The sequence below is a fragment of the Streptomyces sp. NPDC012474 genome (assembly GCF_042955185.1).
Lineage (GTDB): Bacteria > Actinomycetota > Actinomycetes > Streptomycetales > Streptomycetaceae > Streptomyces > Streptomyces cahuitamycinicus.
The window spans coordinates 408,223-432,278 of the sequence record NZ_JBIBEP010000005.1; the positions used below are offsets into that span (position 1 = coordinate 408,223).

Here is a 24,056-nt window from a genome sequence, read left to right on the forward strand (position 1 = left end):
GACACCTGACGTATTGTCAGTCAGTCCTCATACGCCGTGACCTGCTCCACAACGCTCGTGCCGCTGCCCTGCCCGGACTCCCACTCCCAGGTCTCCTCCAGTCGCACCCGCCCGTCGGGCAGCTCCACGACCGCCGACACGCAGTGCCCCGAGGAGGTGGTCCCGTCCCGCTTCAGCTGGACGTACCGGAAGTCCAGCCGGTCACCTTCACGGGTACCCACGAGGTGCCCGCGTACGACGTCGCCGCCCGCGTACTCGGCCCAGATCTCGCCCTCCCGCTCGTGGTACGTGAAGCGGGTGCGGGTGCCCACCTGGCCCGGTGCCTGGTCGGCGACCGGGGCGAGGACGAGACCGTCGAGGGATCGGGGCATGGGCGGAGGCTCCCTTACTGCGGCACGGGGCATCGGGCTAGGGTGGCCAACGTAAAGCACTCGCGGGAGCCCGGACGCACCGGGCTGAGAGGGAGGCTGGCGGCCTCCGACCGTACGAACCTGATCCGGGTCATGCCGGCGAAGGGAGGGGCTGGACGCCCATGTCGCCTACGTCCACATCGTCAGACGTCCTGGTCGTCGGGGGCGGGATCATCGGCCTGGTCACGGCCTGGCGGGCCGCGCAGCGCGGGTTCGCCACGGCCGTCGTCGATCCCGAGCCGGGCGGCGGGGCCGCGCAGGTCGCGGCCGGCATGCTGGCCGCCGTCACGGAACTGCACTACGGCGAGCAGACCCTGCTCGGCCTGAACCTCGCCTCCGCCCGGCGCTACCCGGACTTCGCCGCCGAGCTCACCGAGCTGACCGGCCAGGACCTCGGCTACCGCCGCTGCGGCACGCTCGCCGTCGCGCTGGACGCCGACGACCGGGCCCATCTGCGTGAACTGCACGCCCTGCAACAGCAGTCGGGCCTGGAGTCGCAGTGGCTGTCCGGGCGCGAGTGCCGGCGCCTGGAGCCGATGCTCGCGCCGGGCGTGCGCGGCGGGCTGCGGGTCGACGGCGATCACCAGATCGACCCCCGGCGGCTGGCCGGTGCCCTGGTCGCCGCCTGCGAGCGGGCGGGCGTGGTCTTCCACCGGGTGTGGGCGCAGCGGCTGACCGTCGTACGGGACCGGGTCACGGGTGTCGTTCTGGCCGACGGGACCGCGGCGGCCGCCGGGCAGGTGGTGCTCGCCGGAGGCAGCCTCAGCGGGCGGCTCGACGGTGTCCCGGAGGACGTGCTGCCTCCCGTGCGGCCGGTGAAGGGGCAGGTCGTTCGGCTGACGATGCCGCCGCGGCACGGGCCGTTCCTGAGCCGTACCGTGCGCGCGGTCGTGCGCGGCAGCCACGTCTACCTGGTGCCGCGCGAGAGCGGCGAACTCGTCGTCGGGGCCACGAGCGAGGAGCTCGGCTGGGACACCACCGTGACCGCGGGCGGTGTGTACGAGCTGCTGCGGGACGCGCACGAACTGGTGCCGGGCATCACCGAGCTGCCGCTCACCGAGACCCGGGCCGGGCTGCGGCCCGGCTCCCCCGACAACGCGCCCCTGCTCGGCCCGACCGGCCTGGAAGGCCTGCTGCTGGCCACCGGGCACTACCGCAACGGCGTCCTGCTCACGCCGGTGACCGGCGACGCCCTGGCGCACGCCCTGGCCACAGGCGAACTCCCGGAGGAGGCCCGGCCCTTCACCCCGAAGCGCTTCAGTACCACCGCACTCACGGAGCAGCCCGCATGAACATCTCCGTCAACGGGGAGCCCCGGGACGTCCGGCCCGGCACCGCTCTCGACACCGTCGTGAGGTCGCTCACGGCCTCGCCCTCGGGCGTGGCCGCCGCCCTCAACGAAACCGTCGTCCCGCGCACGCGGTGGCCCGCCACCCCCCTCTCCGAGGGAGACCGCGTGGAAGTCCTCACAGCCGTCCAGGGAGGCTGACCATGGCCGACGATCCGTTTGTCCTCGGCGGTACGTCCCTCACGTCCCGTCTGATCATGGGCACGGGCGGGGCGCCCAGCCTCGACGTGCTGGAGCGGTCGCTGGTCGCGTCCGGGACGGAGCTGACGACGGTCGCCATGCGCCGGGTGAACGCCTCGGTGCACGGCTCGGTGCTGTCCGTCCTCGACCGTCTTGGCATCCGGGTGCTGCCCAACACGGCGGGCTGCTTCACCGCCGGCGAGGCCGTCCTCACGGCCCGCCTCGCGCGCGAGGCCCTCGGCACCGACCTGATCAAACTGGAGGTCATCGCCGACGAGCGCACGCTGCTGCCCGACCCCATCGAGACGCTGGAGGCGGCCGAGACGCTGGTCGACGACGGGTTCACGGTGCTGCCGTACACCAACGACGACCCGGTGCTGGCGCGGAAACTGGAGGATGCGGGCTGTGCGGCGATCATGCCGCTGGGTTCGCCGATCGGCTCCGGTCTGGGGATCCGCAACCCGCACAACTTCCAGCTGATCGTCGAGCACGCGCGCGTGCCGGTGATCCTGGACGCCGGTGCCGGTACGGCGTCGGACGCTGCGCTGGCGATGGAGCTGGGGTGTGCGGGTGTGATGCTCGCCTCGGCGGTGACGCGGGCGCAGGAGCCCGTGCTGATGGCCGAGGCCATGCGGCACGCGGTGGAGGCGGGGCGGCTGGCGTTCCGGGCCGGGCGTATCCCACGGCGGCATTTCGCGGAGGCGTCGTCTCCGCCGGAGGGAATGGCCGCCCTGGACCCGGAGCGGCCCGCTTTCCGGTAGGGCTCGGGACACACGTCACAGGTCGGCTGCAGTCCCGCCGCGAAATCAGGCAGGGGGACGGGGCTGTCGGTCGTGGCTCGTACACTCGCCTGCGTGGACACGACCCTTCAAGACCCCTTGGTCGGGCAGGTGCTCGACGGCCGGTACCGCATCGACGCGCGGATCGCGGTCGGCGGGATGGCCACGGTCTACCGGGCCGTGGACACCCGGCTCGACCGGGTTCTCGCGCTCAAGGTGATGCACCCCTCGCTCGCGGTCGACGCCTCGTTCGTCGAGCGGTTCATCCGCGAGGCGAAGTCGGTGGCCCGGCTGGCCCACCCGAACGTGGTGCAGGTCTTCGACCAGGGCACCGACGGCTCGTACGTGTACCTGGCGATGGAGTACGTGGCGGGCTGCACCCTGCGCGACGTGCTGCGCGAGCGCGGTGCCCTGCAGCCGCGCGCCGCCCTGGACATCCTGGAGCCGGTGCTGGCCGCGCTGGGCGCCGCCCACCGCGCCGGGTTCGTGCACCGTGACATGAAGCCCGAGAACGTCCTCATAGGGGACGACGGCCGGGTCAAGGTCGCCGACTTCGGTCTGGTCCGGGCGGTGGACACGGTGACGAACACCACCGGCACCGTCCTCGGCACGGTCTCGTACCTCGCCCCGGAGCAGATAGAGGACGGCACCGCAGACACCCGCGTCGACGTGTACGCGTGCGGCGTGATGCTGTACGAGATGCTGACCGGCGACAAGCCGCACGACGGGGACTCCCCCGCCGTGATCCTCTACAAGCACCTGCACGAGGACGTGCCCCCGCCCTCGGCCGCCGTGCCCGGCATGGCGTACGAGCTGGACGAGATGGTGGCCTCCGCGACGGCCCGCACCCCGGCCGTCCGCCCGCACGACGCGGTGGCACTGCTCGCACGGGTCCGCGACGGACGCGGCCGGCTGAGCGAGGACCAGCTGGACGCGGTGCCCCCGCAGGCGCTCGCGGTGGACCACGACAACGGCGACGACCGGACGACCGTGATCCCGCGCGCCCTGACCACACCGCGCCCGCTGCCGGTGAACGAGGACCAGGAGGCCTCAGCGGCCGCCCTCGACCGCACCAGCCGGTTCGCGTCCCCGCCGCCGCCCCCGCCGTCCCGGCGCCGCCGCCCGGGATTCCGGCGCGGCCCGGCGGCCATCGTCGTGGCCGTTCTGCTCGTGCTCGGCCTCGGCGCCGGGATCTGGTACATCAACTCCGGCCAGTTCACCAAGGTCCCGCCGCTGCTTTCGAAGACCCAGGACGAGGCCGAGGACCGGCTGCAGGACGCGGGTCTGGAGGTCGGCGAGGTCAGCCACGCCCACAGCGACACCGTCAAGCGCGGCACGATCATGGGCATGTACCCCGAGCAGGGCACCCGTATCCGCCTCCACGACTCCGTGTCGTTCACCATCTCCGACGGCCCCGAGACCGCGCGCGTGCCCGCCCTGGCGGGCCAGAAGCTGGACAAGGCGCGGGCCCAGCTGAAGGAGGACGGGCTGGAGCCGGGCATGGTCACCCGGAAGTTCAGCGACGACGTGCCGCGCGGTTCGGTGATCTCCGCGCGCCCGGCCGACGGCACGAAGGTGCGTGCGGGCACGGCCGTCGCGCTGGTCGTCAGCAAGGGCAGCCCGATCGACATCCCCGACGTCACCGGCTCGGACGAGGCCGACGCGAGGTCCGCGCTGACGGAGGCCGGCCTCAAGGTGAAGATCGCCACCGAGCGGGTCAACTCCTCCGAGTACGACAAGGGCCAGGTCGTCCGGCAGGCGCCGAAGTCCGGCGGCCCGGCGGCCGAGGGCGACACCGTGACGCTGACGCTGTCGAAGGGCCCCGAGATGGTCGAGGTCCCGGACGTGGTCGGCGACAGCGTCGAGGACGCCACGCGGGCGTTGGAGGGTGCCGGGTTCCAGGTCGACGAGGACCGCGGGCTGCTCGGCCTGTTCGGGGACGAGGTCAAGAGCCAGTCCGTCGACGGCGGTGCGACGGCACCCAAGGGCTCGACGATCACCATCAAGATCAGGTGAGAGGCGCGGGCGGCGGCCCGTGGACGGGGCAGGGCCGGACGCATGACACCCTGAACGGGTGAAAAGTCAGCTGTCCGGCCCCTCCCGCAACCCCGTGGGCGGCCACGTCCCCGTGGCCGGCGGGCTCCATTCCGTAGGCCTGTCGTACGCCCGTGACCTGAAGGCGGAGGCCGTCCAGGTCTTCGTCGCCAACCCGCGCGGCTGGGCCACGCCGACCGGAAACCCGAAACAGGACGAGGCGTTCCGCGCCGCGTGCGCGGCCGAGTCGGTCCCGGCCTATGTGCACGCCCCCTACCTGATCAACTTCGGCTCGCACACCGAGGCGACCGTGGAGCGGTCGGTGGAGTCGCTGCGGCACTCGCTGCGGCGCGGGCGCGAGATCGGGGCGCTCGGCGTGGTCGTGCACACGGGCAGCGCGACCGGCGGCCGGGAGCGGTCCGTGGCGCTGAAGCAGGTACGGGAGCACCTGCTGCCGCTGCTGGACGAGCTGACCCACGACGACGACCCGTTCCTGCTGCTGGAGTCGACGGCCGGGCAGGGCGCCTCGCTGTGCTCGCGGACCTGGGACTTCGGCCCGTACTTCGAGGCGCTGGACGCCCACCCGATGCTCGGTGTGTGCCTGGACACCTGTCACATCTTCGCCGCCGGGCACGACCTGACCGGCCCGAGCGGCATGCAGCAGACGCTGGACCTGCTGGTGGACACGGTCGGCGAGGGCCGGCTGAAGCTGATCCACGCCAACGACTCCAAGGACGTGGTGGGCGCCCACAAGGACCGGCACGAGAACATCGGTGTCGGCCACATCGGCGAGGACCCGTTCCGTGCCCTGATGACCCACCCCGCGACCGAGGGAGTGCCGCTGATCATCGAGACGCCGGGCGGCAAGCAGGGGCATGCGGCCGACGTGGAGCGACTGAAGAAGCTGCGCGAGGGCTGAGCGCGACAGCGACGACCGGGCCCGTCAGAGGCCGGGGCCGTCCCCGGGCTCCTCCTGGTACGAGTAACGCTGCTCCTGCCAGGGGTCGCCGACGTTGTGGTAGCCGCGCTCCTCCCAGAAGCCCCGCCGGTCTGCGGTCATGTACTCCACGCCGCGCACCCACTTGGGGCCCTTCCAGGCGTAGAGGTGGGGCACTATCAGGCGCAGTGGGAAGCCGTGCTCGGCGGTGAGCAGTTCGCCGTCCTTGTGGGTGGCGAAGAGGACCTGTTCGTCGGCGAAGTCGGACAGCCGCAGGTTGGAGCTGAATCCGTACTCGGCCCACACCATCACATGGGTGACGTCGGCGGCGGGCGGGGCGAGGTCGAGGAGCGTGCGCGCGGGGATGCCGCCCCACTCGGCGCCCAGCATGCTGAACTTCGTCACGCAGTGCAGATCGGCCACCACGGTGGTGTGGGGCAGGGCCGTGAACTCCTCGTGGGTCCAGCAGTGCTTGCCGCCGCCGGCGGTGGCGCCGAAGACCCGGAACTCCCAGCGCTCGGGCCGGAACTTGGGGACGGGCCCGTAGTGCGTGACCGGCCAGCCGCGTTGCAGCCGCTGTCCCGGGGGCAGCTCCGGCTGCGTCGCTCCTGCTGGATCGCGCCCTTCTCCCGATTGGTGTTCCAGCGGCTGACCCATGACTCCATCCTGACAGACCTCGGGTGATGCCCCTGACCGGGCCCACCGCGAAAAAGGACAAACTCAACTAAGCATGCCCTTACTTAGTAAGTGGAGACTTACTGGACGATCTTCTTCACCAGTGGAATCATGCGGCGCAACCTGCCAGTTCCACCGCGTGGAAGGAGCCTCTGCGATGCAGGGCGACCCCGAGGTCCTCGAATTCCTCAACGAGCAGCTGACCGGCGAGCTGACGGCGATCAACCAGTACTGGCTGCATTACCGGATCCAGGACAACAAGGGCTGGACCAAGCTCGCCAAGTACACGCGTGAAGAGTCCATCGATGAGATGAAGCACGCGGACAAGATCACCGAACGCATTCTCATGCTGGACGGCCTGCCCAATTACCAGCGGCTCTTCCATGTACGGGTCGGCCAGACGGTCACCGAGATGTTCCAGGCGGACCGGCAGGTCGAGGTCGAGGCCATCGACCGGCTCAGGCGCGGCATCGAGGTGATGCGCAGCAAGGGCGACGTCACGTCCGCGAACCTCTTCGAGTCGATCCTGGAGGACGAGGAGCACCACATCGACTACCTGGACACGCAGCTGGAGCTGATCGACAAGCTCGGCGAGGCGCTGTACCTCGCGCAGCAGATCGAGCAGCCGAGCTAGAAGTGTTGTCCCAAACAGCAAGGACCTGCCGTCAGGCGGCGTCTTCCAGCTCCGTGAGCACCTGCTCGCCCCGGTCGGCCAGTTCACGGCGCGGGCAGGCTCCTCTGCCGAGGATGGCCTGGATACGGCGCACACAGGACCCGCAGTCCGTGCCCGCCTTGCAGGCGGAGGCTATCTGGCGGGGGGTGCAGGCGCCGCCGTCCGCGTGCTGCTTGACCTGCTGCTCGGTGATCCCGAAGCAACTGCAGACGTACACGCGGTTCACCTCCGACGGGTCGTTCTCAGATGGCGCCGTCCCCGTTGATCGGTGAGGCTAACCTAACCTTACCCGTCGGGTCCGGAGCGCAAAAGTGGAGAGGGGCGCGGATCGTGTGATCCGCGCCCCAGTCCATGCCCCGGTAACAGGCAGCCCCGTCACTGGCCCCTGTACGTCACTGGTCCCTGTACATCTCGGCCACGAGGAACGCCAGGTCCAGCGACTGGCTGCGGTTGAGCCGCGGGTCGCAGGCCGTCTCGTAGCGCTGGTGCAGATCGTCGACGAAGATCTCGTCGCCGCCGCCCACGCACTCGGTGACGTCGTCGCCGGTGAGCTCCACGTGGATGCCACCCGGATGGGTGCCGAGGGCCTTGTGGACCTCGAAGAAGCCCTTGACCTCGTCGAGCACGTCGTCGAAGCGGCGGGTCTTGTGCCCGGAGGCCGCCTCGTAGGTGTTGCCGTGCATCGGGTCGGTGATCCAGGCGACGGTGGCACCCGAGGCGGTGACCTTCTCGACCAGCTCGGGGAGCTTGTCGCGGACCTTGTCGGCGCCCATGCGGACGATGAACGTCAGCCGGCCCGGCTCCCGCTCGGGGTCGAGGCGCTCGATGTACTGCAGAGCGTCCTCGGCGGTGGTCGTCGGACCCAGCTTGATGCCGACGGGGTTGCGGATCTTCGAGGCGAACTCGATGTGCGCGTGGTCCAGCTGCCGGGTGCGCTCACCGATCCACACCATGTGGCCGGAGACGTCGTACAGCTGCCCGGTGCGCGAGTCGACCCTGGTCAGCGCGGACTCGTAGTCGAGCAGCAGCGCCTCGTGCGAGGCGTAGAACTCGACCGTCTTGAACTCCTCCGGGTCGGTCCCGCAGGCGTGCATGAAGTTCAGCGCGTTGTCGATCTCGCGCGCCAGCTGCTCGTAGCGCTGCCCCGACGGGGACGACTTGACGAAGTCCTGGTTCCAGGCGTGCACCTGGCGCAGGTCGGCGTAGCCGCCGGTGGTGAAGGCGCGCACCAGGTTCAGGGTGGAGGCGGACGCGTGGTACATCCGCTTCAGCCGCTCGGGGTCCGGGATGCGCGCGGCCTCGGTGAAGTCGAAGCCGTTGACGGAGTCGCCGCGGTAGGTCGGCAGCGTCACGCCGTCGCGGGTCTCGGTCGGCTTGGAGCGCGGCTTGGAGTACTGGCCGGCGATGCGGCCGACCTTCACGACCGGCACGGACGCGGCGTACGTGAGCACGGCGCCCATCTGGAGCAGCGTCTTCAGCTTGTTGCGGATGTGGTCGGCGGACACCGCGTCGAAGGCCTCGGCGCAGTCGCCGCCCTGGAGGAGGAACGCCTCTCCCTTGGCAACGGCCGCCAACCGGGCGCGCAGCTGGTCGCACTCGCCCGCGAAGACGAGCGGCGGATACGACTCGAGGTCCGCGATCACTGCGCGCAGAGCCTCGGGGTCGGGGTACTCGGGCTGCTGCGCCGCGGGCAGGTCTCGCCAGGTGTTGCCAGCGGAGGCGCTGGTCTTAGCGTTCACGGTCACGACCTCAACATTACGGGGTCGTGTGGGACGTCCTGACCCATGACCAGCAATTGAGACACCCCGAACACTCCTCGGTCATGGGGTAGGGTGCGTCGCATGTTCGCGCACTCGACCCAGACCTGGTGGTGGACCGCTCATCCGGCGGCCCGCTGACTGCGCGTACACAAGACTTCGCGAAGGCCGCCCGAGGGGCGGCCTTCGGTGTTTCCCGGGGTCCGTTCCTCTCTCACCGAGATGGAGCACGGACCCATGAACCTGCTCGGCTTGCTGGACGACCCCCGTCCGTTCGCCCTGCTGCGCCGCCGCACCCCGGGCCACGACCACGAGCTGGTCGAGGTCCTGATCGGCCCGGTCACCCCGCACGACCGCCTCGCCGACCTCCCCGACCGGAGCCTCGCGCTGGTGCCCTTCCGGCAGATCCGCGAGCGCGGCTTCGACGTCCGCGACGACGGCACGCCCCTGCTGGCGCTCACGCCCCAGGAGTCGTACGACGTCCCGCTGGCCGACGCCCTGAAGCAGCTCCCGGCGCACGACGTGCGCGTCGGGAACGGCGGCTTCGACGTCGCCGACGAGGAGTACGAGGAGATCGTCGGACGGGTGCTGCGGGAGGAGATCGGGCGGGGCGAGGGCGCGAACTTCGTGATCCGGCGGACGTACGAGGGAGAGATCCCCGGGTTCGGGCGCGCCGACGCGCTGGCCCTGTTCCGCCGGCTGCTGGAGGGCGAGCGGGGGGCCTACTGGACCTTCGTGGTGCACACCGGGGAGCGCACGCTGGTCGGGGCCAGCCCCGAAGTGCACGTGCGGATGTCCGGCGGCACGGTCGTCATGAACCCGATCAGCGGCACCTACCGCTACCCCGCCGAGGGGCCCACGCCCGAGCACCTGCTCGGCTTCCTCGCCGACGGCAAGGAGATCGAGGAGCTGTCGATGGTCGTCGACGAGGAGCTCAAGATGATGTGCACCGTCGGCGACATGGGCGGGGTCGTGATCGGGCCCCGGCTGAAGGAGATGGCGCACCTCGCCCACACCGAGTACGAGCTGCGTGGGAAGTCCTCCCTGGACGTGCGGGACGTGCTGAGAGAGACGATGTTCGCGGCGACCGTCACCGGCTCGCCCGTGCAGAACGCCTGCCGGGTCATCGAACGGCACGAGGCCGGGGGGCGGGGGTACTACGCGGGCGCGCTGGCCCTGATCGGCCGGGACTCCGGCGGCGCCCAGACCCTCGACTCCCCGATCCTGATCCGCACCGCCGACATCTCCTCCGACGGGCGGCTGCGCGTCCCGGTCGGCGCCACGCTGGTGCGCGGGTCCGACCCGCGGAGCGAGGTCGCGGAGACCCATGCGAAGGCGGCCGGTGTCCTGGCGGCCCTGGGCGTACGGCCCGGAAGGCCGCGCGAGGAGTCCGTGCGGCCGCGGCTGGCCGACGACCCCCGGGTGCGTGCGGTGCTCGACGGACGCCGCTCCTCGCTCGCGCCCTTCTGGCTGCGGATGCAGGAGCGCTCCGCGGAACTGACCGGACATGCCCTGGTCGTCGACGGCGAGGACACCTTCACGGCGATGCTCGCGCACGTGCTGCGCGCCGGCGGCCAGGAGGTGAGCGTGCGGCGGTACGACGAGCCGCGGCTGCGGGAGGCGGTGCTCGCACACGAGGGACCCGTCGTGCTCGGGCCCGGTCCGGGCGACCCGTCCGACCTCGCCGACCCCAAGATGCGCTTCCTGCGCGGCCTCACCGCCGAGGTGATCCGGAGCGAACGGCAGGGCGTGCTGGGGGTGTGCCTCGGGCACGAGCTGATCGCGGCCGAGCTGGGGCTGGACATCGTGCGGAAGGAAGTGCCGTACCAGGGGGCGCAGACGGAGATCGAGCTGTTCGGGCGGCGGGAGACCGTCGGCTTCTACAACAGCTTCGTGGCGCGCTGCGACGACGAGGAGGCGGCCGGGCTGTCGGCGCGCGGGGTCGAGGTCGCACGCGCCGCCAACGGGGAGGTGCACGCGTTGCGCGCTCGCGGGTTCGCGGGGGTGCAGTTCCACCCCGAGTCGGTACTGACGCTGAACGGCGCGGCGGTGGTGCGAGAGCTGGTGGCGCAGGTGCGGGGCACGGGCGCGCCCTCGGTCTGACACGGTCCGGTCGGGGCCGCCCGGCCCCGACCGGCACCGGGCGCCAGGCGGTCAGCCGAAGAGCACCCCGACCGGCACCGGGCCAGGCGGTCAGCCGAAGAACACCCCGACCGGCACCGGGCCAGGCGGTCAGCCGAAGAACACCCCGACCTCCGGACGCACACCGGGCGCCGGGCCGTCCGCCCAAGAACACCCCGACCGCCCGCCCCGCGCCTGGCGCCGGGCCGTCCGCCGAAGCACCCCGACCCCCCGACCCACACCCGGCGCCGGGCCGTCCGCCGAAGCACCCCGACCCCCCGACCCACACCCGGCGCCGGGCCGTCAGCCGAAGAAGACCCCGATCTCCTCGTACAGCGCCGGATCCACCGTCTTCAGACGGGACGTGGCGTCCGCGATGGGGACGCGGACGATGTCGGTGCCGCGCAGGGCGACCATCCGGCCGAAGTCGCGGTCGCGGACGCAGTCGATGGCGTGCAGCCCGAAGCGGGTGGCGAGCCAGCGGTCGAAGGGGCTGGGGGTGCCGCCGCGCTGGACATGGCCGAGGACCGTGGTGCGGGCCTCGTTGCCCGTGCGCTTCTCGATCTCCTCGGCGAGCCACTCGCCTACCCCGGACAGCCGAACGTGTCCGAAGGAGTCCAGTGACCGGTCCTTGAGGACCATGTCGCCGTCCGTCGGCATCGCCCCCTCGGCGACGACCACGATCGGCGCGTACGACGCCCGGAACCGGGAGGTCACCCAGGCGCACACCTGCTCGACGTCGAAGCGCTGTTCGGGGATGAGGATGACGTTGGCGCCGCCGGCCAGGCCGGAGTGGAGGGCGATCCAGCCGGCGTGCCGGCCCATCACCTCGACGACCAGGACGCGCATATGGGACTCGGCGGTGGTGTGCAGCCGGTCGATGGCCTCGGTGGCGATGCCGACGGCGGTGTCGAAGCCGAAGGTGTAGTCGGTGGCGGACAGGTCGTTGTCGATCGTCTTCGGCACGCCCACACAGGGCACGCCGTGCTCGTCGGAGAGGCGGGCGGCCACACCGAGGGTGTCCTCGCCGCCGATGGTGATCAGCGCCTCGACCTCCAGCTCGGCGAGGGTCCGCTTGATCCGGCGGATGCCGTCCGTCACCTTCAGGGGGTTGGTCCGCGAGGAGCCGAGGATGGTGCCGCCGCGGGGCAGGATGCCGCGCACGGCGGGGATGTCGAGACGGACGGTGGCGTTCTCCAGGGGTCCTCGCCAGCCGTCCCGGAAGCCGGTGAAGTCATAGCCGTACTCCTGCACGCCCTTGCGGACGATGGCCCGGATGACGGCGTTGAGGCCGGGGCAGTCGCCGCCTCCGGTCAGTACTCCGACGCGCATGGAACAGTCCCTTCGCCGCAGGTGCCTGACGAAGGGTCAGTGTGACGGGCGCCTCACTCGTCGTCGAGGCCGCGCTCTATCGCGTACCTGACCAGTTCCACGCGGTTGTGCAGCTGGAGCTTGCCGAGGGTGTTCTGGACGTGGTTCTGGACCGTGCGGTGGGAGATGACCAGGCGTTCGGCGATCTGCTTGTAGCTCAGGCCCTTGGCGACCAGCCGCAGCACCTCGGTCTCGCGGTCGGTGAGCCGGGGCGCCTTGGGTTCGTCGGTGTCGGGGGCCGGGGCCGGTTCGGAGGCCAGGCGGCGGTACTCGCCGAGGACCAGCCCGGCGAGGCCGGGGGTGAAGACCGGGTCGCCGACGGCCGTGCGGCGGACGGCGTCCTGGAGTTCGCCGGTGGAGGCCGACTTCAGCAGATAGCCGGTCGCGCCGGACTTCACGGCCTCCAGGACGTCGGCGTGCTCGCCGCTCGCGGACAGCACGAGAACGCGCAGCGCGGGGTTGTCGCCGACGACCTCCTTGCAGACCTGGACTCCGGGCTTGCCGGGCAGGTTCAGGTCGAGCACGAGGACGTCGGGCGCGGCGGCCTTGGCTCGGCGTACGGCCTGGTCGCCGTCGCCCGCGGTGGCGACCACCTCGAAGCCCGACTCGGCCAGGTCGCGGGCGACGGCGTCGCGCCACATGGGGTGGTCGTCGACGACCATGACTGTGATCGGGTCCCGCCGGCCCCCGGTGGTGTCCGTCATCGCTGCTCCGCCTTCCCCCGTGTGTTCGTCGCGTCCTTCGGTACCTTCATCTCGACCTCCGTGCCCTGTCCCGGCACCGAGATGAGCTCCGCGCTGCCGCCGAGGTCGCTCAGCCGGCCGCGGATGGACAGGGCCACGCCGAGCCGCCCCTCGCCCTCGGCCTGGACGAGCCGCCCCTCCGGGATGCCGGGGCCGTCGTCCCGCACGGTGACGATCACCGCGTCCGGCTCGTCCTCCACCAGGATCCACGCGCGGGCGTCCTCCCCGGCATGCCGGCGGACGTTGTCCAGGGCCGCCCCGACCGCCGCGGCCACCTCCCGGGCGGCGGCCGGCACCAGCGGCACGGGCGCGCCGGGCTCGGCGAGACTGACCCTGGCCCCGGCGTAGGGCGCGAGCAGGGCGCGCAGGTCGACGGGGCCGCTCGGCTCGGGCTCCTCGTCGACGGCCCGGACCACCGCGCCCTCGGTGGCGTCCTCCGAGATCCGGGAGACGGGCACGAGACCGCCGGAGACCAGGGTGCGCAGCGCCACCTCCTGCTCACCGGCCATCCGGCCCAGTTCGGCCGCCTCTCCCCCGAGTACGGCCCCGCGGCGCTGCACCATCGCCAGCACCTGGAGCACGCTGTCGTGGATGTCCCGGGCGAGGCGCTCCCGCTCCCTCGTGGCGGCCTCGATCTCCAGGGCGCGGGCAAGGGTGCGCTCGGAGGCGCGGGCGACCTCGACGACGTAGCCGATGGCGATGGACGCGATGCAGACCAGGATGACGTTGTGGACGGTGTCACGGGCCGGACTGCCGCGCTCGATCAGGTTGGCGACGGCCACGAGGCCGGAGGCGAGGGCCGCCCAGCGCCACCCGCCCTTGATGGCGAAGGCGAGAACGGCGCCGGCGGTCCATATCGACGGAAGCGTCGGGCCGCCCGCCTGGATCCGCTCGTGGGCGTCGGCGACGGGCGTGAGCAGGATGCCCACGACGGCGATGGTGAGGTCGGCGGCGAGGAACCGCTTGGTGCAGCGGGCGGCGTTCGCGACCCGGGGCAGTGTGGCCAGGGTCCAGGTGCCCAGCACGGCGTAGTAGGCGACGGCGATCCAGGGGCGGGGGAACTCGTCGTGGGCGGTGGCGAACAGGCCGACCGCGTACAGCATCGTCAGCACCCGGTAGGCGGTGAGGGCACGCCACAGCGGCTGCTCGACCGACATCCTCATGACTCGCTCGCGCCTGGCCATCTCCCCCGCCCCCCGACCGAAGCCCCGGCTAGGGCTCGGTCCGCCGCCGCTCCGTCCGCGCTTCCTTCTCCTGCGCTTCCCTCGCCTGCTTTTCCTGCTCCTGCTTTTCCTTCTCGGCCCGTTCCTTATCGGCCCGCACGAGAGCGGCCTTGGCCGCCTTCTCGGCTTCCTTCTCCGCCTTCGCCGCTTCCGTGAGCTGCCGCTTCATGGCCGTGGCGTACATGTCGACGTACTCCTGGCCGGAGAGGTTCATGATCTCGTACATGACCTCGTCGGTCACCGCGCGCAGCACGAAGCGGTCGTGCTCCATGCCCTGGTAGCGGCTGAAGTCCAGGGGCTTGCCTATCCGGATGCCGGGCCGCATCAGCTTCGGCATGACCTTCCCGGGTGGCTGGATCTTCTCCGTGTCGATCATGGCGACGGGGATGACCGGCGCGCCCGTCGCGAGCGCCACGCGCGCGAGGCCGCCCGGCTTGCCCCGGTAGAGCCGTCCGTCGGGCGAGCGCGTGCCCTCCGGGTAGATCCCGAACAGCTCACCGCGCTCCAGCACGTCGATGCCGCTCTTGATGGCCGCCTCACCCGCACCGCGCGCACCGGAACGGTCCACGGGCAGCTGCCCGACCCCCTTGAAGAAGGCGGCCGTCATCCGGCCCTTCACACCGGGCGTGGTGAAGTACTCGGCCTTCGCGATGAAGGTGACCTTGCGGTCGAGGACGGCGGGCAGGAAGAAGGAGTCGGAGAACGACAGGTGATTGCTCGCCAGGATCGCAGCGCCCTCGGCGGGTACGTTCTCCAGGCCCTCCACCCAGGGTCTGAAGGCGAGCTTCAGCGGACCCCCGATGGTGACCTTCATCGCGCCGTACAACAACCGAGTGCCTCCTGTATGTGTCGGTCAGACCTTAACCCGGAGCGCTGTCAAAGGCGCCGACGGCCCTGGTCGGTGTCAGTGCGGTCGCGTACGGTGAAGGTCCCGCGCACGACGCGCGAACCCCTTCCATGACGTTCCGTGACATTCCGTGATCGTGCCAGTCCCTTCTCACGACCAGGAGGCCGAAGGTGCCGGTCCTAGCCGGAGCCGAGCCGTTCCACCACGAGGGCGGAGAGGTCGCCGTCCTCCTCTGCCACGGCTTCACCGGATCACCGCAGTCGCTGCGCCCCTGGGCGGAGCACCTCGCCGAGCACGGCCTGACCGTCTCCCTGCCGCTGCTGCCCGGGCACGGTACGCGCTGGGAGGACCTGCGGATCACCGGCTGGCAGGACTGGTACGCGGAGGTGGACCGCGCGCTGCGTCTGCTGTGCGAGCGCCACGAGACGGTCTTCGTGGCCGGTCTGTCCATGGGCGGCGCGCTGGCCCTGCGGCTGGCCGCCAAGCACGGCGACGCCGTGCGCGGTGTCATGGTGGTCAATCCCGCGAACAAGGTGCACGGCCTGGCCGCGCACGCCCTGCCGGTGGTACGTCACCTCGTCCCCGCGACGAAGGGCATCGCCAGCGACATCGCCAAGCCGGACGGCAGGGAGCTCGGCTACGACCGGGTGCCGCTGCACGCGGCGCACTCGCTGCGGCAGTTCTTCCAGGCCACCGACCGCGAGCTGCCGCAGGTCACGCAACCGGTGCTGCTGATGCGCAGCCCGCAGGACCATGTGGTGCCGCCCGCCGACCCGGCCCGGATCCTCAGCCGCATCTCCTCGACGGACGTGAAAGAGGTCATCCTGGAACAGAGCTACCACGTCGCCACGTTGGACCATGACGCGGACCGTATTCACGAGGAGAGCCTCGCGTTCATCGGCCGCATCTCGTCCGCCCTCGGCAAGGAGCCCGGGCTCGGCAAGGAAGGGACGACCGCAGGTGGCTGAGCACGACTCCGACCGTGAGGGCCGGGAGCCGGAGGAGAAGGGCGTCCCCTTCGACGAGGAGGCCGCCTGGGCGGCGATCGTCGCCGGGTACGGCGAGGAACCGCCGGACCCGCCGGGCGCCAAACCGTTCAAGTCGATCGAGGACCTGGCCCTGCCGGCGGCCGGGACCAACGACGCCGGGCTCGACGGCGACCGGGGCGACACGGCCGTGAAGTCCGGGGACACCGTCAAGCCGGCCGAGCCGCAGGAGGCCGGGGAGCCGGGGGAGTCCGGAGACAAGGCCGTGAAGCCGCTGGGCGGCTCCGTCTCGTTCGCGCCCGGCGTCGGCCCGCGCGACTACACCACGCCCGAGCCCGCCGAGGACGACTTCGACGAGGACGACGAGGGCCACTTCGTGCCCCCGGAGCCGCCTCCGCTGCCCACCGCCGACCCCACGGCCAAGTTCGCCTGGCTCGGCGTGCTCGGCGGGCCGGTGCTGCTCCTGCTGGCCGTGCTGCTCGGCTGGGACATGACCTGGTGGCTGGCCACGCTGGGGATCGGCGGCTTCGTCGGCGGATTCACGACGCTGGTGATGCGCATGCGTACGGACGACGAGGAGGACGACGACCCGGGGCGGGGCGCGGTCGTCTAGGCAGCGGGGACCCTGAGGGCGGCCAGGACCGGAAGGTGGTCCGTGGCCGCCCTCAGGTCTGCGTCGGACACCCCCGGCTGCCCGACCGGCACGCCGCAGCCCAGCACCTCGATGCCCTCGGTGGCGAAGATCGCGTCGATGCGCTGGTAGGGGTCGACGGGTGTCCAGGTGTGCTCGCCGCCCCAGGGGGCCGCGGCCCGGCAGTCGGCAAGGCGGTCGGCCAGCCTGCGAAAGGCCGGGCCGTCGGGGCGTTCGTTGAGGTCACCGCCGGCGATCATGTGCTGCACACCCATGCCGGCGAGCCGGTCCAGCAGCATGCCGGACTGCTCGTAGCGCTCGTCCTTCTGGAGGGACAGGTGGCAGCTGAGCACGCCGAGGCGGGCGCCGGCGATGCGGACGACCGCGGTGGCGAAGCCGCGGCGGTGCAGGCCGGGGGTGGGGGGCAGGAGGATGTCCTCCGTGCGCTCGACGCCCACCCGGAGCGAGCTGAGGATCGCCGGGCCCGTGGTGGTGGCGCCGCCGGTGACGGTCACCAGGTCGGAGGCGAGGGCCAGGCGGGCGAGTTTCTTGCGCCAACGGAAGAAGCGGGGGGCTTCCTGGATCAGGACCAGGTCGGGATCACAGGCCTTGATGACGCGGGCCAGGGCGGCGGTGTCGTCCCTCATGGAGCGGATGTTGTAGCTGAGGACCCTGATGACCGCGGAACCGTCGGGTTCCGTACGGGAGTTGGGGAGCAGCGGCATGTGATCAATTTACGCCCAAAAGGGCGGGGCGCGGGGATGGTGCGCGAGTGCCGGTCGCTGGTGCTTGATCGCGCAGTTCCCCGCGCCCCTGGGGCGCGCACCCGGACGGTGTCTACATGATCGGGTCGGGCTCGCGGGCCAGGTCGGCCGCTCCGACCAGACCCGCCTTGTTGCCCAGTTCCGCCGCGCGGACCTCGGCGACCGGGCGCCAGTTGCCGCCGACAAGCCAGCGCTTGTAGGACTTTCGGATCGGGCCCAGGACCAGTTCGCCCTCGTCGGAGAGGCCGCCGCCGACGATGAACGCGGAGGGGTCGAAGAGGGAGGCCAGGTCGGCGAGGCCCGCACCGACCCAGCGGGCCAGTTCGCGGTAGGAGTCGACGGCGACCCGGTCGCCCTGGCGGGCGGCCATGGAGATGTGCTTGCCCTCGATGCCGTCGGGCGTGCCGTTGCCGAGGCCGAGCAGGATCTCGGCGTTCTCGGGGGTGGCGTTGGCGCGCTGCTTGGCGTACCTCACCAGCGCCCGGCCCGACGCGTACTGCTCCCAGCAGCCCTGGGAGCCGCAGCCGCACAGCAGGCCGTCCGGCACCATGCGGATGTGCCCGAACTCGGCGGCCACCCCGAAGTGTCCGCGGCGCAGCTTGTTGCCGATGATGATGCCGCCGCCGAGGCCGGTGCCGAGGGTGATGCAGATGACGTTGCGGTGGCCCTTGCCGGCACCGAACTTGTACTCGCCCCACGCCGCCGCGTTGGCGTCGTTCTCCACGACCACCGGGAGGCCCACGCGGGCCTCGACCTTCTCCTTGAGCGGCTCGTTGCGCCAGTGGATGTTGGGCGCGAAGTAGACCTCGGAGCGCTGCCGGTTCACGTAGCCGGCGGCACCGATGCCCACGCCGACGATGTCGTGACCGACGCGTGCGCCGTCCACCGCCGAGGCGATGGCGTCCACGATGCCCTCAGCCGTGCCCGGGGTCGGCACCTTGTGGGTCGAGAGGATGTTGCCTTCCTCATCGACCACGCCGGCCGCGATCTTCGTGCCGCCGATGTCGACGCCGATGGTGAGTCCCATGAATCCCTCAGTTTCGGTCGAGCCCCGCTACGGATAACGGTACCCGAGGCCCTGCCGTCGGGGTCGGCGTCGTCCGCACGGTGGGCGCCCCCGGGCGCCGCACCGGGACGCCGCTCGGCCGGGGCCGGGGACTCAGTCCAGGTCGATGCGCTCCCCGGGACCGGCGTCGTCGTCGCCGTCCCGGCGTCCGCCCTGGTCACGGGGGTCGTCCTGATCGTCGCGGCCGGTCCAGCGGCGCTCCTGGTCCTGGACGGCGGAACGGTAGGCGGCGAGGAGTTCGTTCCCGGCCGCCGCCAGGTGGTCGAAGACGTCCGGGTTGCGCTCGATGACGGGTTCCACGGCGTCCTTGGCCTGCTGGACGACCTGTCGTACGACCTGCTGCGCGGCGGGCCCCGCGACCGCGCCGAGCAGCGGGGACTGCACGCCGGACAGCTTCTCCGCGAGGGTGTCGACGAGCTTCTTCAGCTCGTCGGCCGCGGAGCCCGGGGGCGTGCCGTACTGGGTGCGGCGGCGGGCCTTCTCGGCCTGGAGGTCCTCGGCGCACGCGGTCGCCCAGGCGTCGGCGTCGCTCGCCCGTACCTCGTCCGCGGCCTCTTCGCGGGCGGCGTCGGACGGGGGGAGCTCTTCGCTCATGACGGACTCCTGACTACGGTTCGTCCCTACGACGTTACCTGAACGGGCGTACCGCGTTCACGGGCCGGGGCCGCCCGTTTTCCCCCGGTCCGGTACCCGCTGCCTCACCGGTTCCGCGGCCACAGCCCGGGGTCGGGTGCGAAGCGGATCCGCAGCTCGCCCTCGTGCAGGGCGGCTCCGTCGACGGTGCAGCGGCGCAGCGCGGAGGGCAGCGGGACGATCCGGCGGAACCGCCCCGCCGTGACGACGAGTTCGTCGCCGCGCCGGACGAGGTCCAGTTCCTCGCGTATGGCGCCGGGCAGCGGGATCTGCCAGACGAGGACACCGTCGTCGGCGAGCCGGTCGGTCACGGGCCAGTCGGCCGCGGGGGGCGCCGGCTGGACGCCGGGCACGGCGAGCGCGGTGAGGTCGTCGGTGCCGCGCGGGTCGTGTCCGAGGTGGGGGGCGGTGCGGACGTCGTACGACTCCCGCCACTCCTCCAGCGTCTTGCGCTGCTGGGCGACGGGGCCGGCGAGCCAGGTGTCCGGGGACGCCTCGGGCAGGACGCGGTTGGCGATCACGACATCGGTGCGCAGACCGCGCAGGGCGAGGCCGAGGGCGGCGGTGCGCAGCGCCTCGGCACCGGCCGGTCCGGGTTCGGCGACCAGGCGTACGACGGTGTCGCGGTCGGCGACGACGGCTTCGACGGCGGCCAGTTCCAGGTCCCAGCGGCCGGCCGTCTCGTAGAGCCACTCGGCGGGCATGGGGACGCCGGCGAGGCGGCCCAGGACGGGGCGCAGGGCGCGGGCGGCCTGCCGTTCGGCCGGGAGCAGCCGGCGCAGGTAGCGGCGGAGTTCCTCGGGCAGGGCGAGGAGGGCGAGGGCCTGCGGGGCCGGGGGGAGGTCGACGACGAGCGTGTCGTACTTCTCCGACAGCGCGGCATCGCGCAGGGCGCGCAGCAGGGCGAGTTCGCCGGCGCCGGGCAGGGGCGTGAGTTCCTCGGGGTCGAGGCGGGAGGCGCCGAGGAGGTCGAGGGCGGTGGAGGCGCGCTCCTGGAGTGCGGTGAGGTCCCTGCGGAAGTCCTGGGCGGCGTCGGGCCGCCAGGCGGTGAGCCGGGGCGCTGCCTGGACCGGGGCCGGGCCGGTCCGCACCCCCAGTGCGGCACCGAGGGTGTCCGTGCAGTCGGTGCCGAGGACGAGGGTGCGGGTACCCCCGGCCGCCGCGGCCAGGGCGGTCGCGGCCGCGAGGGTGGTACGGCCGCTGCCGCCGGGGCCGGTGATCAGGATGGTGCGCATGGGGTTGAACGGTAACCGAGACGCCCCTCGAGGGACGCGGAACCGTGCACGCCCCCTAGGCGGACGGAGCCGTGGACGCCCCTCCATGCGGACGGAGCCGTGGACGCCGCTCAAGGGGCGCGGAGCCGTATTGGACAAGTGGCTCCGCCGCGCGGGGCCCGCACCCGGCGCCGCGGGCACCCCTTGCGTCGCGGCTCTACTTGCCCGATTCCACGCGCTTCTTCAGCCCCGCGAGCGCCCGGTCGATGATGACCTTCTCCGCCTTGCGCTTGATCATGCCGAGCATGGGGATCTTGACGTCCACGGTCAGTACGTACGTGACCTCCGTACCGCCCGCGCCGGACGGCTTGAGGATGTACGAGCCGTCGAGGGAGCGCAGCATCTGGGACTTCACCAGCGTCCAGGACACCTCGTTCTCGCCGGTCCAGGTGTACCCGAGGATCTGGTCGTCCTTGATCGCGCCCGCGTCCATGACGAGGCGGACCTGCTCGGCGCGGCCCTGGGCGTCGGTCTTGAGGACCTCCGCCTCCTTCACCTCGCCGGTCCAGTCCGGGTAGCGGCCGAAGTCGGAGATGACCGCCATGACGTCGGCCGGGGCGGCCTCGATGGTGATGCTCGAGCTGGTGTGTTCCGCCATCGCCGTGGCTCCTCCAGATACGGGCCGGTAAGACGTCGTCCTGCGCACGTGTGTGCAGCGTGAAGGCTACCGCGCACGGGGCCCGCGGATCTCACCCGACCTGGGACGTCCTCACCACTCCAGCGCCCACGGGGTCCCGGTCGAGGCGAAGTGGCCCACGTTCACACACTCGGTCGCGCCGATCCGCATCCTTCTCACCAGCGGCTGGTGGATGTGCCCGAAGAGGGAGTACCGGGGCCGGGTGCGGCGGATGGCGTCCAGCAGGGCCCGGCTGCCGCGCTCGAAACGGCGGGCGACGGTGTCGTAGACCAGCTCGGGGACCTCGGGCGGGATGTGCGTGCAGAGCACGTCGACCTCGCCGATCGCCTCGATCTTCGCCGCGTACTCCTCGTCGCTGATCTCGTACGGCGTCCGCATGGGTGTGCGCAGGCCGCCGCCGACGAAGCCGAAGACCCGGCCGCCGATCTCGACGCGCTCGCCGTCGAGGACGGTCGTCCCCGGGCCCGCGTACTCCCGCCACAGGGCCGGCATGTCGACGTTGCCGTAGGTGGCGTACGTAGGAGAGGGGAACGCGGCGAACAGCTCGGCGTACTGCTTGCGCACCGCCTCCTCGACCACCGTGGCGCGGTTCTCCTTGAGGCCGGCCCACAGTTCCGCCCCGAACACCCGGGCCTCCTCGAAGCGGCGGGCGGTGCGCAGCGCGACGATGCGGTCGGCGTTCTCGACGCCGAACAGGTCGGGGAAGATCCCCCGCGAGTGGTCGGCGTAGTCGAGGAAGAGGACGAGGTCGCCCAGGCAGATCAGGGCGTCGGCGCCCTCGCCGGCCCTGGCCAGGTCGCGGGCGTTGCCGTGGACGTCGCTGACCACGTGGACGCGCGTCCGGTGGTTTGCGGCTGGTGTGGGTGCCATGACGATCAAGCGTAGGTCGAGCGCGGCCCTTGTGAACAGTGGCGGCCCTACCTGCGGTTACTGGCCAGTCAGTTTGCCCGTGGACTACTGTGCGCGATGGAATACCCAGCTGTGTGACGCAGCGAACATCTCGACGGGACCCCCTGTCGCAGAAGCCATACCGGCGGGTAACGTCCGGGCAGTCCAGTCGTGCTCTGCATTTCAACAAGTGAATGCCGGAGCACCTCCCCGAGCCTTGGACCGCACCGTCGCAGCACACACCGTCGTGGCGCCGGCGCCCTATGAGGAGCAGCAGTCTTGCGCGAGTTCAGCCTTCCGGCTTTGTACGAGGTCCCTGCGGACGGAAATCTGACCGACATCGTTCGCAGAAACGCCGCGCAGCACCCGGACGTCGCCGTCATCGCCCGCAAGATCGGCGGCAGCTGGCAGGACGTCACGGCCACCACCTTCCTCGCCGAGGTGCACACGGCGGCGAAGGGGCTGATCGCCGCCGGGGTCCAGCCGGGCGACCGGGTGGGGCTGATGTCCCGCACCCGCTACGAGTGGACGCTGCTGGACTTCGCCATCTGGAGCGCGGGCGCGGTGACCGTGCCGGTGTACGAGACCAGTTCGCCGGAGCAGGTGCAGTGGATTCTCGGCGACTCGGGCGCGACCGCCTGCGTCGTGGAGTCGCAGGCCCACTCGGCGGCGATCGAGTCGGTCCGCGACGGGCTGCCGGCGCTCAAGCACGTGTGGCAGATCGACGGCGGAGGCCTGGACGAGCTGGGCCGGCTCGGTCAGGACGTCACGGATGAGACAGTCGAGGAGCGCGGCTCGATCGCCAAGGCCGACGACCCGGCGACCATCGTCTACACCTCCGGCACCACCGGCCGCCCGAAGGGCTGCGTGCTCACCCACCGCAGCTTCTTCGCCGAGTGCGGCAACATCGTCGAGCGGCTGCGTCCGCTGTTCCGCACCGGGGAGTGCTCGGTGCTGCTCTTCCTGCCGCTCGCGCACGTCTTCGGCCGGCTGGTGCAGATCGCCCCGATGATGGCACCGATCAAACTCGGCACGGTCCCGGACATCAAGGACCTCACCGACGAGCTGGCCGCGTTCCGCCCCACGCTGATCCTCGGTGTGCCGCGCGTCTTCGAGAAGGTCTACAACTCGGCGCGCGCCAAGGCCCAGGCCGACGGCAAGGGCAAGATCTTCGACAAGGCCGCCGACACCGCGATCGCCTACAGCAAGGCGCTGGACACCCCCTCGGGTCCGTCGTTCGGCCTGAAGATCAAGCACAAGACGTTCGACAAGCTCGTCTACAGCAAGCTCCGGGCGGTCCTCGGCGGCCGGGGCGAGTACGCCATCTCCGGCGGTGCCCCGCTCGGCGAGCGCCTCGGGCACTTCTTCCGCGGCATCGGCTTCACGGTCCTGGAGGGCTACGGTCTGACGGAGTCCTGCGCGGCCACCGCGTTCAACCCGTGGGACCGGCAGAAGATCGGCACGGTCGGGCAGCCCCTGCCCGGGTCGGTGGTGCGGATCGCCGACGACGGCGAGGTGCTGCTGCACGGCGAGCACCTGTTCAAGGAGTACTGGAACAACCCCGGCGCGACCGCGGAGGCGCTGGCGGACGGCTGGTTCCACACCGGTGACATCGGCACCCTCGACGAGGACGGCTACCTCCGGATCACCGGCCGCAAGAAGGAGATCATCGTCACCGCCGGCGGCAAGAACGTCGCCCCGGCCGTGATCGAGGACCGCATCCGGGCGCACGCGCTGGTCGCGGAGTGCATGGTGGTGGGCGACGGGCGGCCGTTCGTGGGCGCGCTGATCACCATCGACGAGGAGTTCCTCGGCCGTTGGTGCTCCGACCACGGCAAGCCGGCGGGTTCCACCGCGGCGTCGCTGAGCGAGGACCCGGACCTGCTGGCCGCGATCCAGTCGGCGATCGACGACGGCAACGCCGCGGTGTCGAAGGCGGAATCGGTGCGGAAGTTCCGCATTCTGTCCTCCCAGTTCACGGAGGATTCGGGCCACCTCACGCCCTCGCTGAAGCTGAAGCGGAACGTGGTGGCGAAGGACTACGCGCACGAGGTCGAGGCGATCTACGCCAAGTAGTAC

At 71.6% G+C, this 24,056-nt stretch carries 25 protein-coding genes and 1 riboswitch; of the genes, 11 read left to right on the forward strand and 14 right to left on the reverse strand.

Going from position 1 to position 24,056, the window contains the following annotated elements:
- Nucleotides 1-20: 20 nt before the first annotated feature.
- The gene (locus ACFY9S_RS14775; RefSeq protein WP_391127541.1) at nt 21-371 is read right to left on the reverse strand and encodes a hypothetical protein; all 351 of its coding nucleotides are present in this window, start codon (nt 369-371) and stop codon (nt 21-23) included.
- A gap of 52 nt (nt 372-423) precedes the next feature.
- Nucleotides 424-535: riboswitch (TPP riboswitch) on the forward strand.
- Here ACFY9S_RS14775 and thiO point away from each other — a divergent pair.
- The 5 genes from thiO to ACFY9S_RS14800 all read left to right on the forward strand — a co-directional run bounded on the left by thiO (nt 533) and on the right by ACFY9S_RS14800 (nt 5,670).
- The gene (gene thiO / locus ACFY9S_RS14780) at nt 533-1,702 is read left to right on the forward strand and encodes a glycine oxidase ThiO (protein WP_391127543.1); all 1,170 of its coding nucleotides are present in this window, start codon (nt 533-535) and stop codon (nt 1,700-1,702) included. Its footprint overlaps the riboswitch before it by 3 nt.
- On the forward strand, nt 1,699-1,899 hold the full coding sequence (gene thiS, locus ACFY9S_RS14785; protein WP_358596856.1) for a sulfur carrier protein ThiS: 201 nt from the start codon (nt 1,699-1,701) through the stop codon (nt 1,897-1,899). Before thiO ends, thiS begins: the two co-directional genes overlap by 4 nt.
- A gap of 2 nt (nt 1,900-1,901) precedes the next feature.
- A complete protein-coding gene (locus ACFY9S_RS14790; protein WP_391127546.1) occupies nt 1,902-2,699 on the forward strand; it encodes a thiazole synthase in 798 nt (265 codons plus the stop codon).
- A gap of 93 nt (nt 2,700-2,792) precedes the next feature.
- Entirely contained in the window at nt 2,793-4,733 is a 1,941-nt protein-coding gene (gene pknB, locus ACFY9S_RS14795) for a Stk1 family PASTA domain-containing Ser/Thr kinase (RefSeq protein WP_391127548.1), read from the forward strand.
- Between the two features lie 58 nt (nt 4,734-4,791).
- Complete coding sequence (locus tag ACFY9S_RS14800; RefSeq protein ID WP_391127550.1) at nt 4,792-5,670, forward strand: deoxyribonuclease IV; 879 nt, start codon at nt 4,792-4,794, stop codon at nt 5,668-5,670.
- 24 nt (nt 5,671-5,694) lie between these two features.
- Here the strand turns inward: ACFY9S_RS14800 and ACFY9S_RS14805 are convergent, their stop codons facing one another.
- Nucleotides 5,695-6,345 (reverse strand): molybdopterin-dependent oxidoreductase, encoded by a 651-nt coding sequence (locus ACFY9S_RS14805; RefSeq protein ID WP_391127552.1) that lies wholly within the window; start codon nt 6,343-6,345, stop codon nt 5,695-5,697.
- 175 nt (nt 6,346-6,520) lie between these two features.
- Here ACFY9S_RS14805 and bfr point away from each other — a divergent pair, with 175 nt between their 5' ends.
- Entirely contained in the window at nt 6,521-6,997 is a 477-nt protein-coding gene (gene bfr, locus ACFY9S_RS14810) for a bacterioferritin (RefSeq protein WP_102907908.1), read from the forward strand.
- A 31-nt stretch (nt 6,998-7,028) separates the two neighbouring features.
- Here bfr and ACFY9S_RS14815 read toward each other — a convergent pair whose 3' ends face one another.
- On the reverse strand, nt 7,029-7,262 hold the full coding sequence (locus ACFY9S_RS14815; protein WP_391127555.1) for a (2Fe-2S)-binding protein: 234 nt from the start codon (nt 7,260-7,262) through the stop codon (nt 7,029-7,031).
- Nucleotides 7,263-7,428: 166 nt separating this feature from the next.
- Entirely contained in the window at nt 7,429-8,781 is a 1,353-nt protein-coding gene (locus ACFY9S_RS14820; RefSeq protein WP_391127558.1) for a class II 3-deoxy-7-phosphoheptulonate synthase, read from the reverse strand.
- 96 nt (nt 8,782-8,877) lie between these two features.
- Here ACFY9S_RS14820 and ACFY9S_RS14825 point away from each other — a divergent pair, with 96 nt between their 5' ends.
- Together ACFY9S_RS14825 and ACFY9S_RS14830 are read left to right on the forward strand one after the other, a co-directional pair.
- Nucleotides 8,878-8,934: a trp operon leader peptide gene (locus tag ACFY9S_RS14825; protein ID WP_078625594.1), complete on the forward strand. Its 57-nt coding sequence runs from the start codon at nt 8,878-8,880 to the stop codon at nt 8,932-8,934.
- A gap of 96 nt (nt 8,935-9,030) precedes the next feature.
- The gene (locus ACFY9S_RS14830; RefSeq protein WP_391127561.1) at nt 9,031-10,896 is read left to right on the forward strand and encodes a chorismate-binding protein; all 1,866 of its coding nucleotides are present in this window, start codon (nt 9,031-9,033) and stop codon (nt 10,894-10,896) included.
- Between the two features lie 321 nt (nt 10,897-11,217).
- Here the strand turns inward: ACFY9S_RS14830 and ACFY9S_RS14835 are convergent, their stop codons facing one another.
- Genes ACFY9S_RS14835 through ACFY9S_RS14850 form a run of 4 tightly spaced genes read right to left on the reverse strand, consistent with a single transcriptional unit; the run spans nt 11,218 to nt 15,065 of the window.
- Nucleotides 11,218-12,246, reverse strand: coding sequence for an ATP-dependent 6-phosphofructokinase (locus ACFY9S_RS14835; protein ID WP_391127564.1), 1,029 nt, complete (start codon nt 12,244-12,246; stop codon nt 11,218-11,220).
- Between the two features lie 53 nt (nt 12,247-12,299).
- Nucleotides 12,300-12,989 carry a response regulator gene (locus ACFY9S_RS14840; RefSeq protein ID WP_391127567.1) on the reverse strand — a complete coding sequence of 230 codons (690 nt, stop codon included), beginning with the start codon at nt 12,987-12,989 and terminating at the stop codon, nt 12,300-12,302.
- Nucleotides 12,986-14,212 carry a MacS family sensor histidine kinase gene (macS, locus tag ACFY9S_RS14845; protein ID WP_391127570.1) on the reverse strand — a complete coding sequence of 409 codons (1,227 nt, stop codon included), beginning with the start codon at nt 14,210-14,212 and terminating at the stop codon, nt 12,986-12,988. Before macS ends, ACFY9S_RS14840 begins: the two co-directional genes overlap by 4 nt.
- Nucleotides 14,213-14,240: 28 nt before the next feature.
- Complete coding sequence (locus ACFY9S_RS14850; RefSeq protein ID WP_391127675.1) at nt 14,241-15,065, reverse strand: 1-acyl-sn-glycerol-3-phosphate acyltransferase; 825 nt, start codon at nt 15,063-15,065, stop codon at nt 14,241-14,243.
- A 203-nt stretch (nt 15,066-15,268) separates the two neighbouring features.
- On the opposite strand from ACFY9S_RS14850, the gene ACFY9S_RS14855 reads away from it, so the two are divergent.
- Both ACFY9S_RS14855 and ACFY9S_RS14860 read left to right on the forward strand, forming a co-directional pair.
- Entirely contained in the window at nt 15,269-16,066 is a 798-nt protein-coding gene (locus ACFY9S_RS14855; RefSeq protein WP_391127572.1) for an alpha/beta fold hydrolase, read from the forward strand.
- A complete protein-coding gene (locus tag ACFY9S_RS14860) occupies nt 16,059-16,697 on the forward strand; it encodes a hypothetical protein (protein ID WP_391127575.1) in 639 nt (212 codons plus the stop codon). Before ACFY9S_RS14855 ends, ACFY9S_RS14860 begins: the two co-directional genes overlap by 8 nt.
- Here the strand turns inward: ACFY9S_RS14860 and ACFY9S_RS14865 are convergent.
- The 6 genes from ACFY9S_RS14865 to ACFY9S_RS14890 all read right to left on the reverse strand — a co-directional run bounded on the left by ACFY9S_RS14865 (nt 16,694) and on the right by ACFY9S_RS14890 (nt 21,959).
- On the reverse strand, nt 16,694-17,440 hold the full coding sequence (locus ACFY9S_RS14865) for an endonuclease/exonuclease/phosphatase family protein (protein WP_391127578.1): 747 nt from the start codon (nt 17,438-17,440) through the stop codon (nt 16,694-16,696). The two genes, ACFY9S_RS14860 and ACFY9S_RS14865, sit on opposite strands and share 4 nt — an antisense overlap.
- Nucleotides 17,441-17,552: 112 nt before the next feature.
- Nucleotides 17,553-18,506 carry an ROK family glucokinase gene (locus tag ACFY9S_RS14870; protein ID WP_381583609.1) on the reverse strand — a complete coding sequence of 318 codons (954 nt, stop codon included), beginning with the start codon at nt 18,504-18,506 and terminating at the stop codon, nt 17,553-17,555.
- A gap of 132 nt (nt 18,507-18,638) precedes the next feature.
- Nucleotides 18,639-19,139: a DUF5304 family protein gene (locus tag ACFY9S_RS14875; protein WP_391127582.1), complete on the reverse strand. Its 501-nt coding sequence runs from the start codon at nt 19,137-19,139 to the stop codon at nt 18,639-18,641.
- Between the two features lie 104 nt (nt 19,140-19,243).
- The gene (locus ACFY9S_RS14880; protein WP_391127585.1) at nt 19,244-20,413 is read right to left on the reverse strand and encodes an ArsA-related P-loop ATPase; all 1,170 of its coding nucleotides are present in this window, start codon (nt 20,411-20,413) and stop codon (nt 19,244-19,246) included.
- Between the two features lie 196 nt (nt 20,414-20,609).
- On the reverse strand, nt 20,610-21,050 hold the full coding sequence (locus tag ACFY9S_RS14885; RefSeq protein WP_102907921.1) for an SRPBCC family protein: 441 nt from the start codon (nt 21,048-21,050) through the stop codon (nt 20,610-20,612).
- Between the two features lie 111 nt (nt 21,051-21,161).
- Nucleotides 21,162-21,959: a metallophosphoesterase gene (locus ACFY9S_RS14890; RefSeq protein WP_391127588.1), complete on the reverse strand. Its 798-nt coding sequence runs from the start codon at nt 21,957-21,959 to the stop codon at nt 21,162-21,164.
- Between the two features lie 297 nt (nt 21,960-22,256).
- Between ACFY9S_RS14890 and ACFY9S_RS14895 the strand changes: the two genes are divergently transcribed.
- The gene (locus ACFY9S_RS14895) at nt 22,257-24,053 is read left to right on the forward strand and encodes an AMP-binding protein (RefSeq protein ID WP_391127591.1); all 1,797 of its coding nucleotides are present in this window, start codon (nt 22,257-22,259) and stop codon (nt 24,051-24,053) included.
- Nucleotides 24,054-24,056: the final 3 nt, after the last annotated feature.

Coding starts and splice junctions, on each gene's coding strand:
- thiS (WP_358596856.1), top strand. CDS start 1,699: ATGAACATCTCCGTCAACGGGGAGCCCCGGGACGTCCGGCCCGGCACC.
- ACFY9S_RS14775 (WP_391127541.1), bottom strand. CDS start 371: ATGCCCCGATCCCTCGACGGTCTCGTCCTCGCCCCGGTCGCCGACCAG.
- bfr (WP_102907908.1), top strand. CDS start 6,521: ATGCAGGGCGACCCCGAGGTCCTCGAATTCCTCAACGAGCAGCTGACC.
- ACFY9S_RS14865 (WP_391127578.1), bottom strand. CDS start 17,440: ATGCCGCTGCTCCCCAACTCCCGTACGGAACCCGACGGTTCCGCGGTC.
- ACFY9S_RS14850 (WP_391127675.1), bottom strand. CDS start 15,065: ATGAAGGTCACCATCGGGGGTCCGCTGAAGCTCGCCTTCAGACCCTGG.
- ACFY9S_RS14870 (WP_381583609.1), bottom strand. CDS start 18,506: ATGGGACTCACCATCGGCGTCGACATCGGCGGCACGAAGATCGCGGCC.
- ACFY9S_RS14890 (WP_391127588.1), bottom strand. CDS start 21,959: ATGGCACCCACACCAGCCGCAAACCACCGGACGCGCGTCCACGTGGTC.
- ACFY9S_RS14880 (WP_391127585.1), bottom strand. CDS start 20,413: ATGCGCACCATCCTGATCACCGGCCCCGGCGGCAGCGGCCGTACCACC.
- thiO (WP_391127543.1), top strand. CDS start 533: ATGTCGCCTACGTCCACATCGTCAGACGTCCTGGTCGTCGGGGGCGGG.
- ACFY9S_RS14830 (WP_391127561.1), top strand. CDS start 9,031: ATGAACCTGCTCGGCTTGCTGGACGACCCCCGTCCGTTCGCCCTGCTG.
- ACFY9S_RS14885 (WP_102907921.1), bottom strand. CDS start 21,050: ATGGCGGAACACACCAGCTCGAGCATCACCATCGAGGCCGCCCCGGCC.
- macS (WP_391127570.1), bottom strand. CDS start 14,212: ATGGCCAGGCGCGAGCGAGTCATGAGGATGTCGGTCGAGCAGCCGCTG.
- ACFY9S_RS14790 (WP_391127546.1), top strand. CDS start 1,902: ATGGCCGACGATCCGTTTGTCCTCGGCGGTACGTCCCTCACGTCCCGT.
- ACFY9S_RS14875 (WP_391127582.1), bottom strand. CDS start 19,139: ATGAGCGAAGAGCTCCCCCCGTCCGACGCCGCCCGCGAAGAGGCCGCG.
- ACFY9S_RS14835 (WP_391127564.1), bottom strand. CDS start 12,246: ATGCGCGTCGGAGTACTGACCGGAGGCGGCGACTGCCCCGGCCTCAAC.
- ACFY9S_RS14840 (WP_391127567.1), bottom strand. CDS start 12,989: ATGACGGACACCACCGGGGGCCGGCGGGACCCGATCACAGTCATGGTC.
- ACFY9S_RS14805 (WP_391127552.1), bottom strand. CDS start 6,345: ATGGGTCAGCCGCTGGAACACCAATCGGGAGAAGGGCGCGATCCAGCA.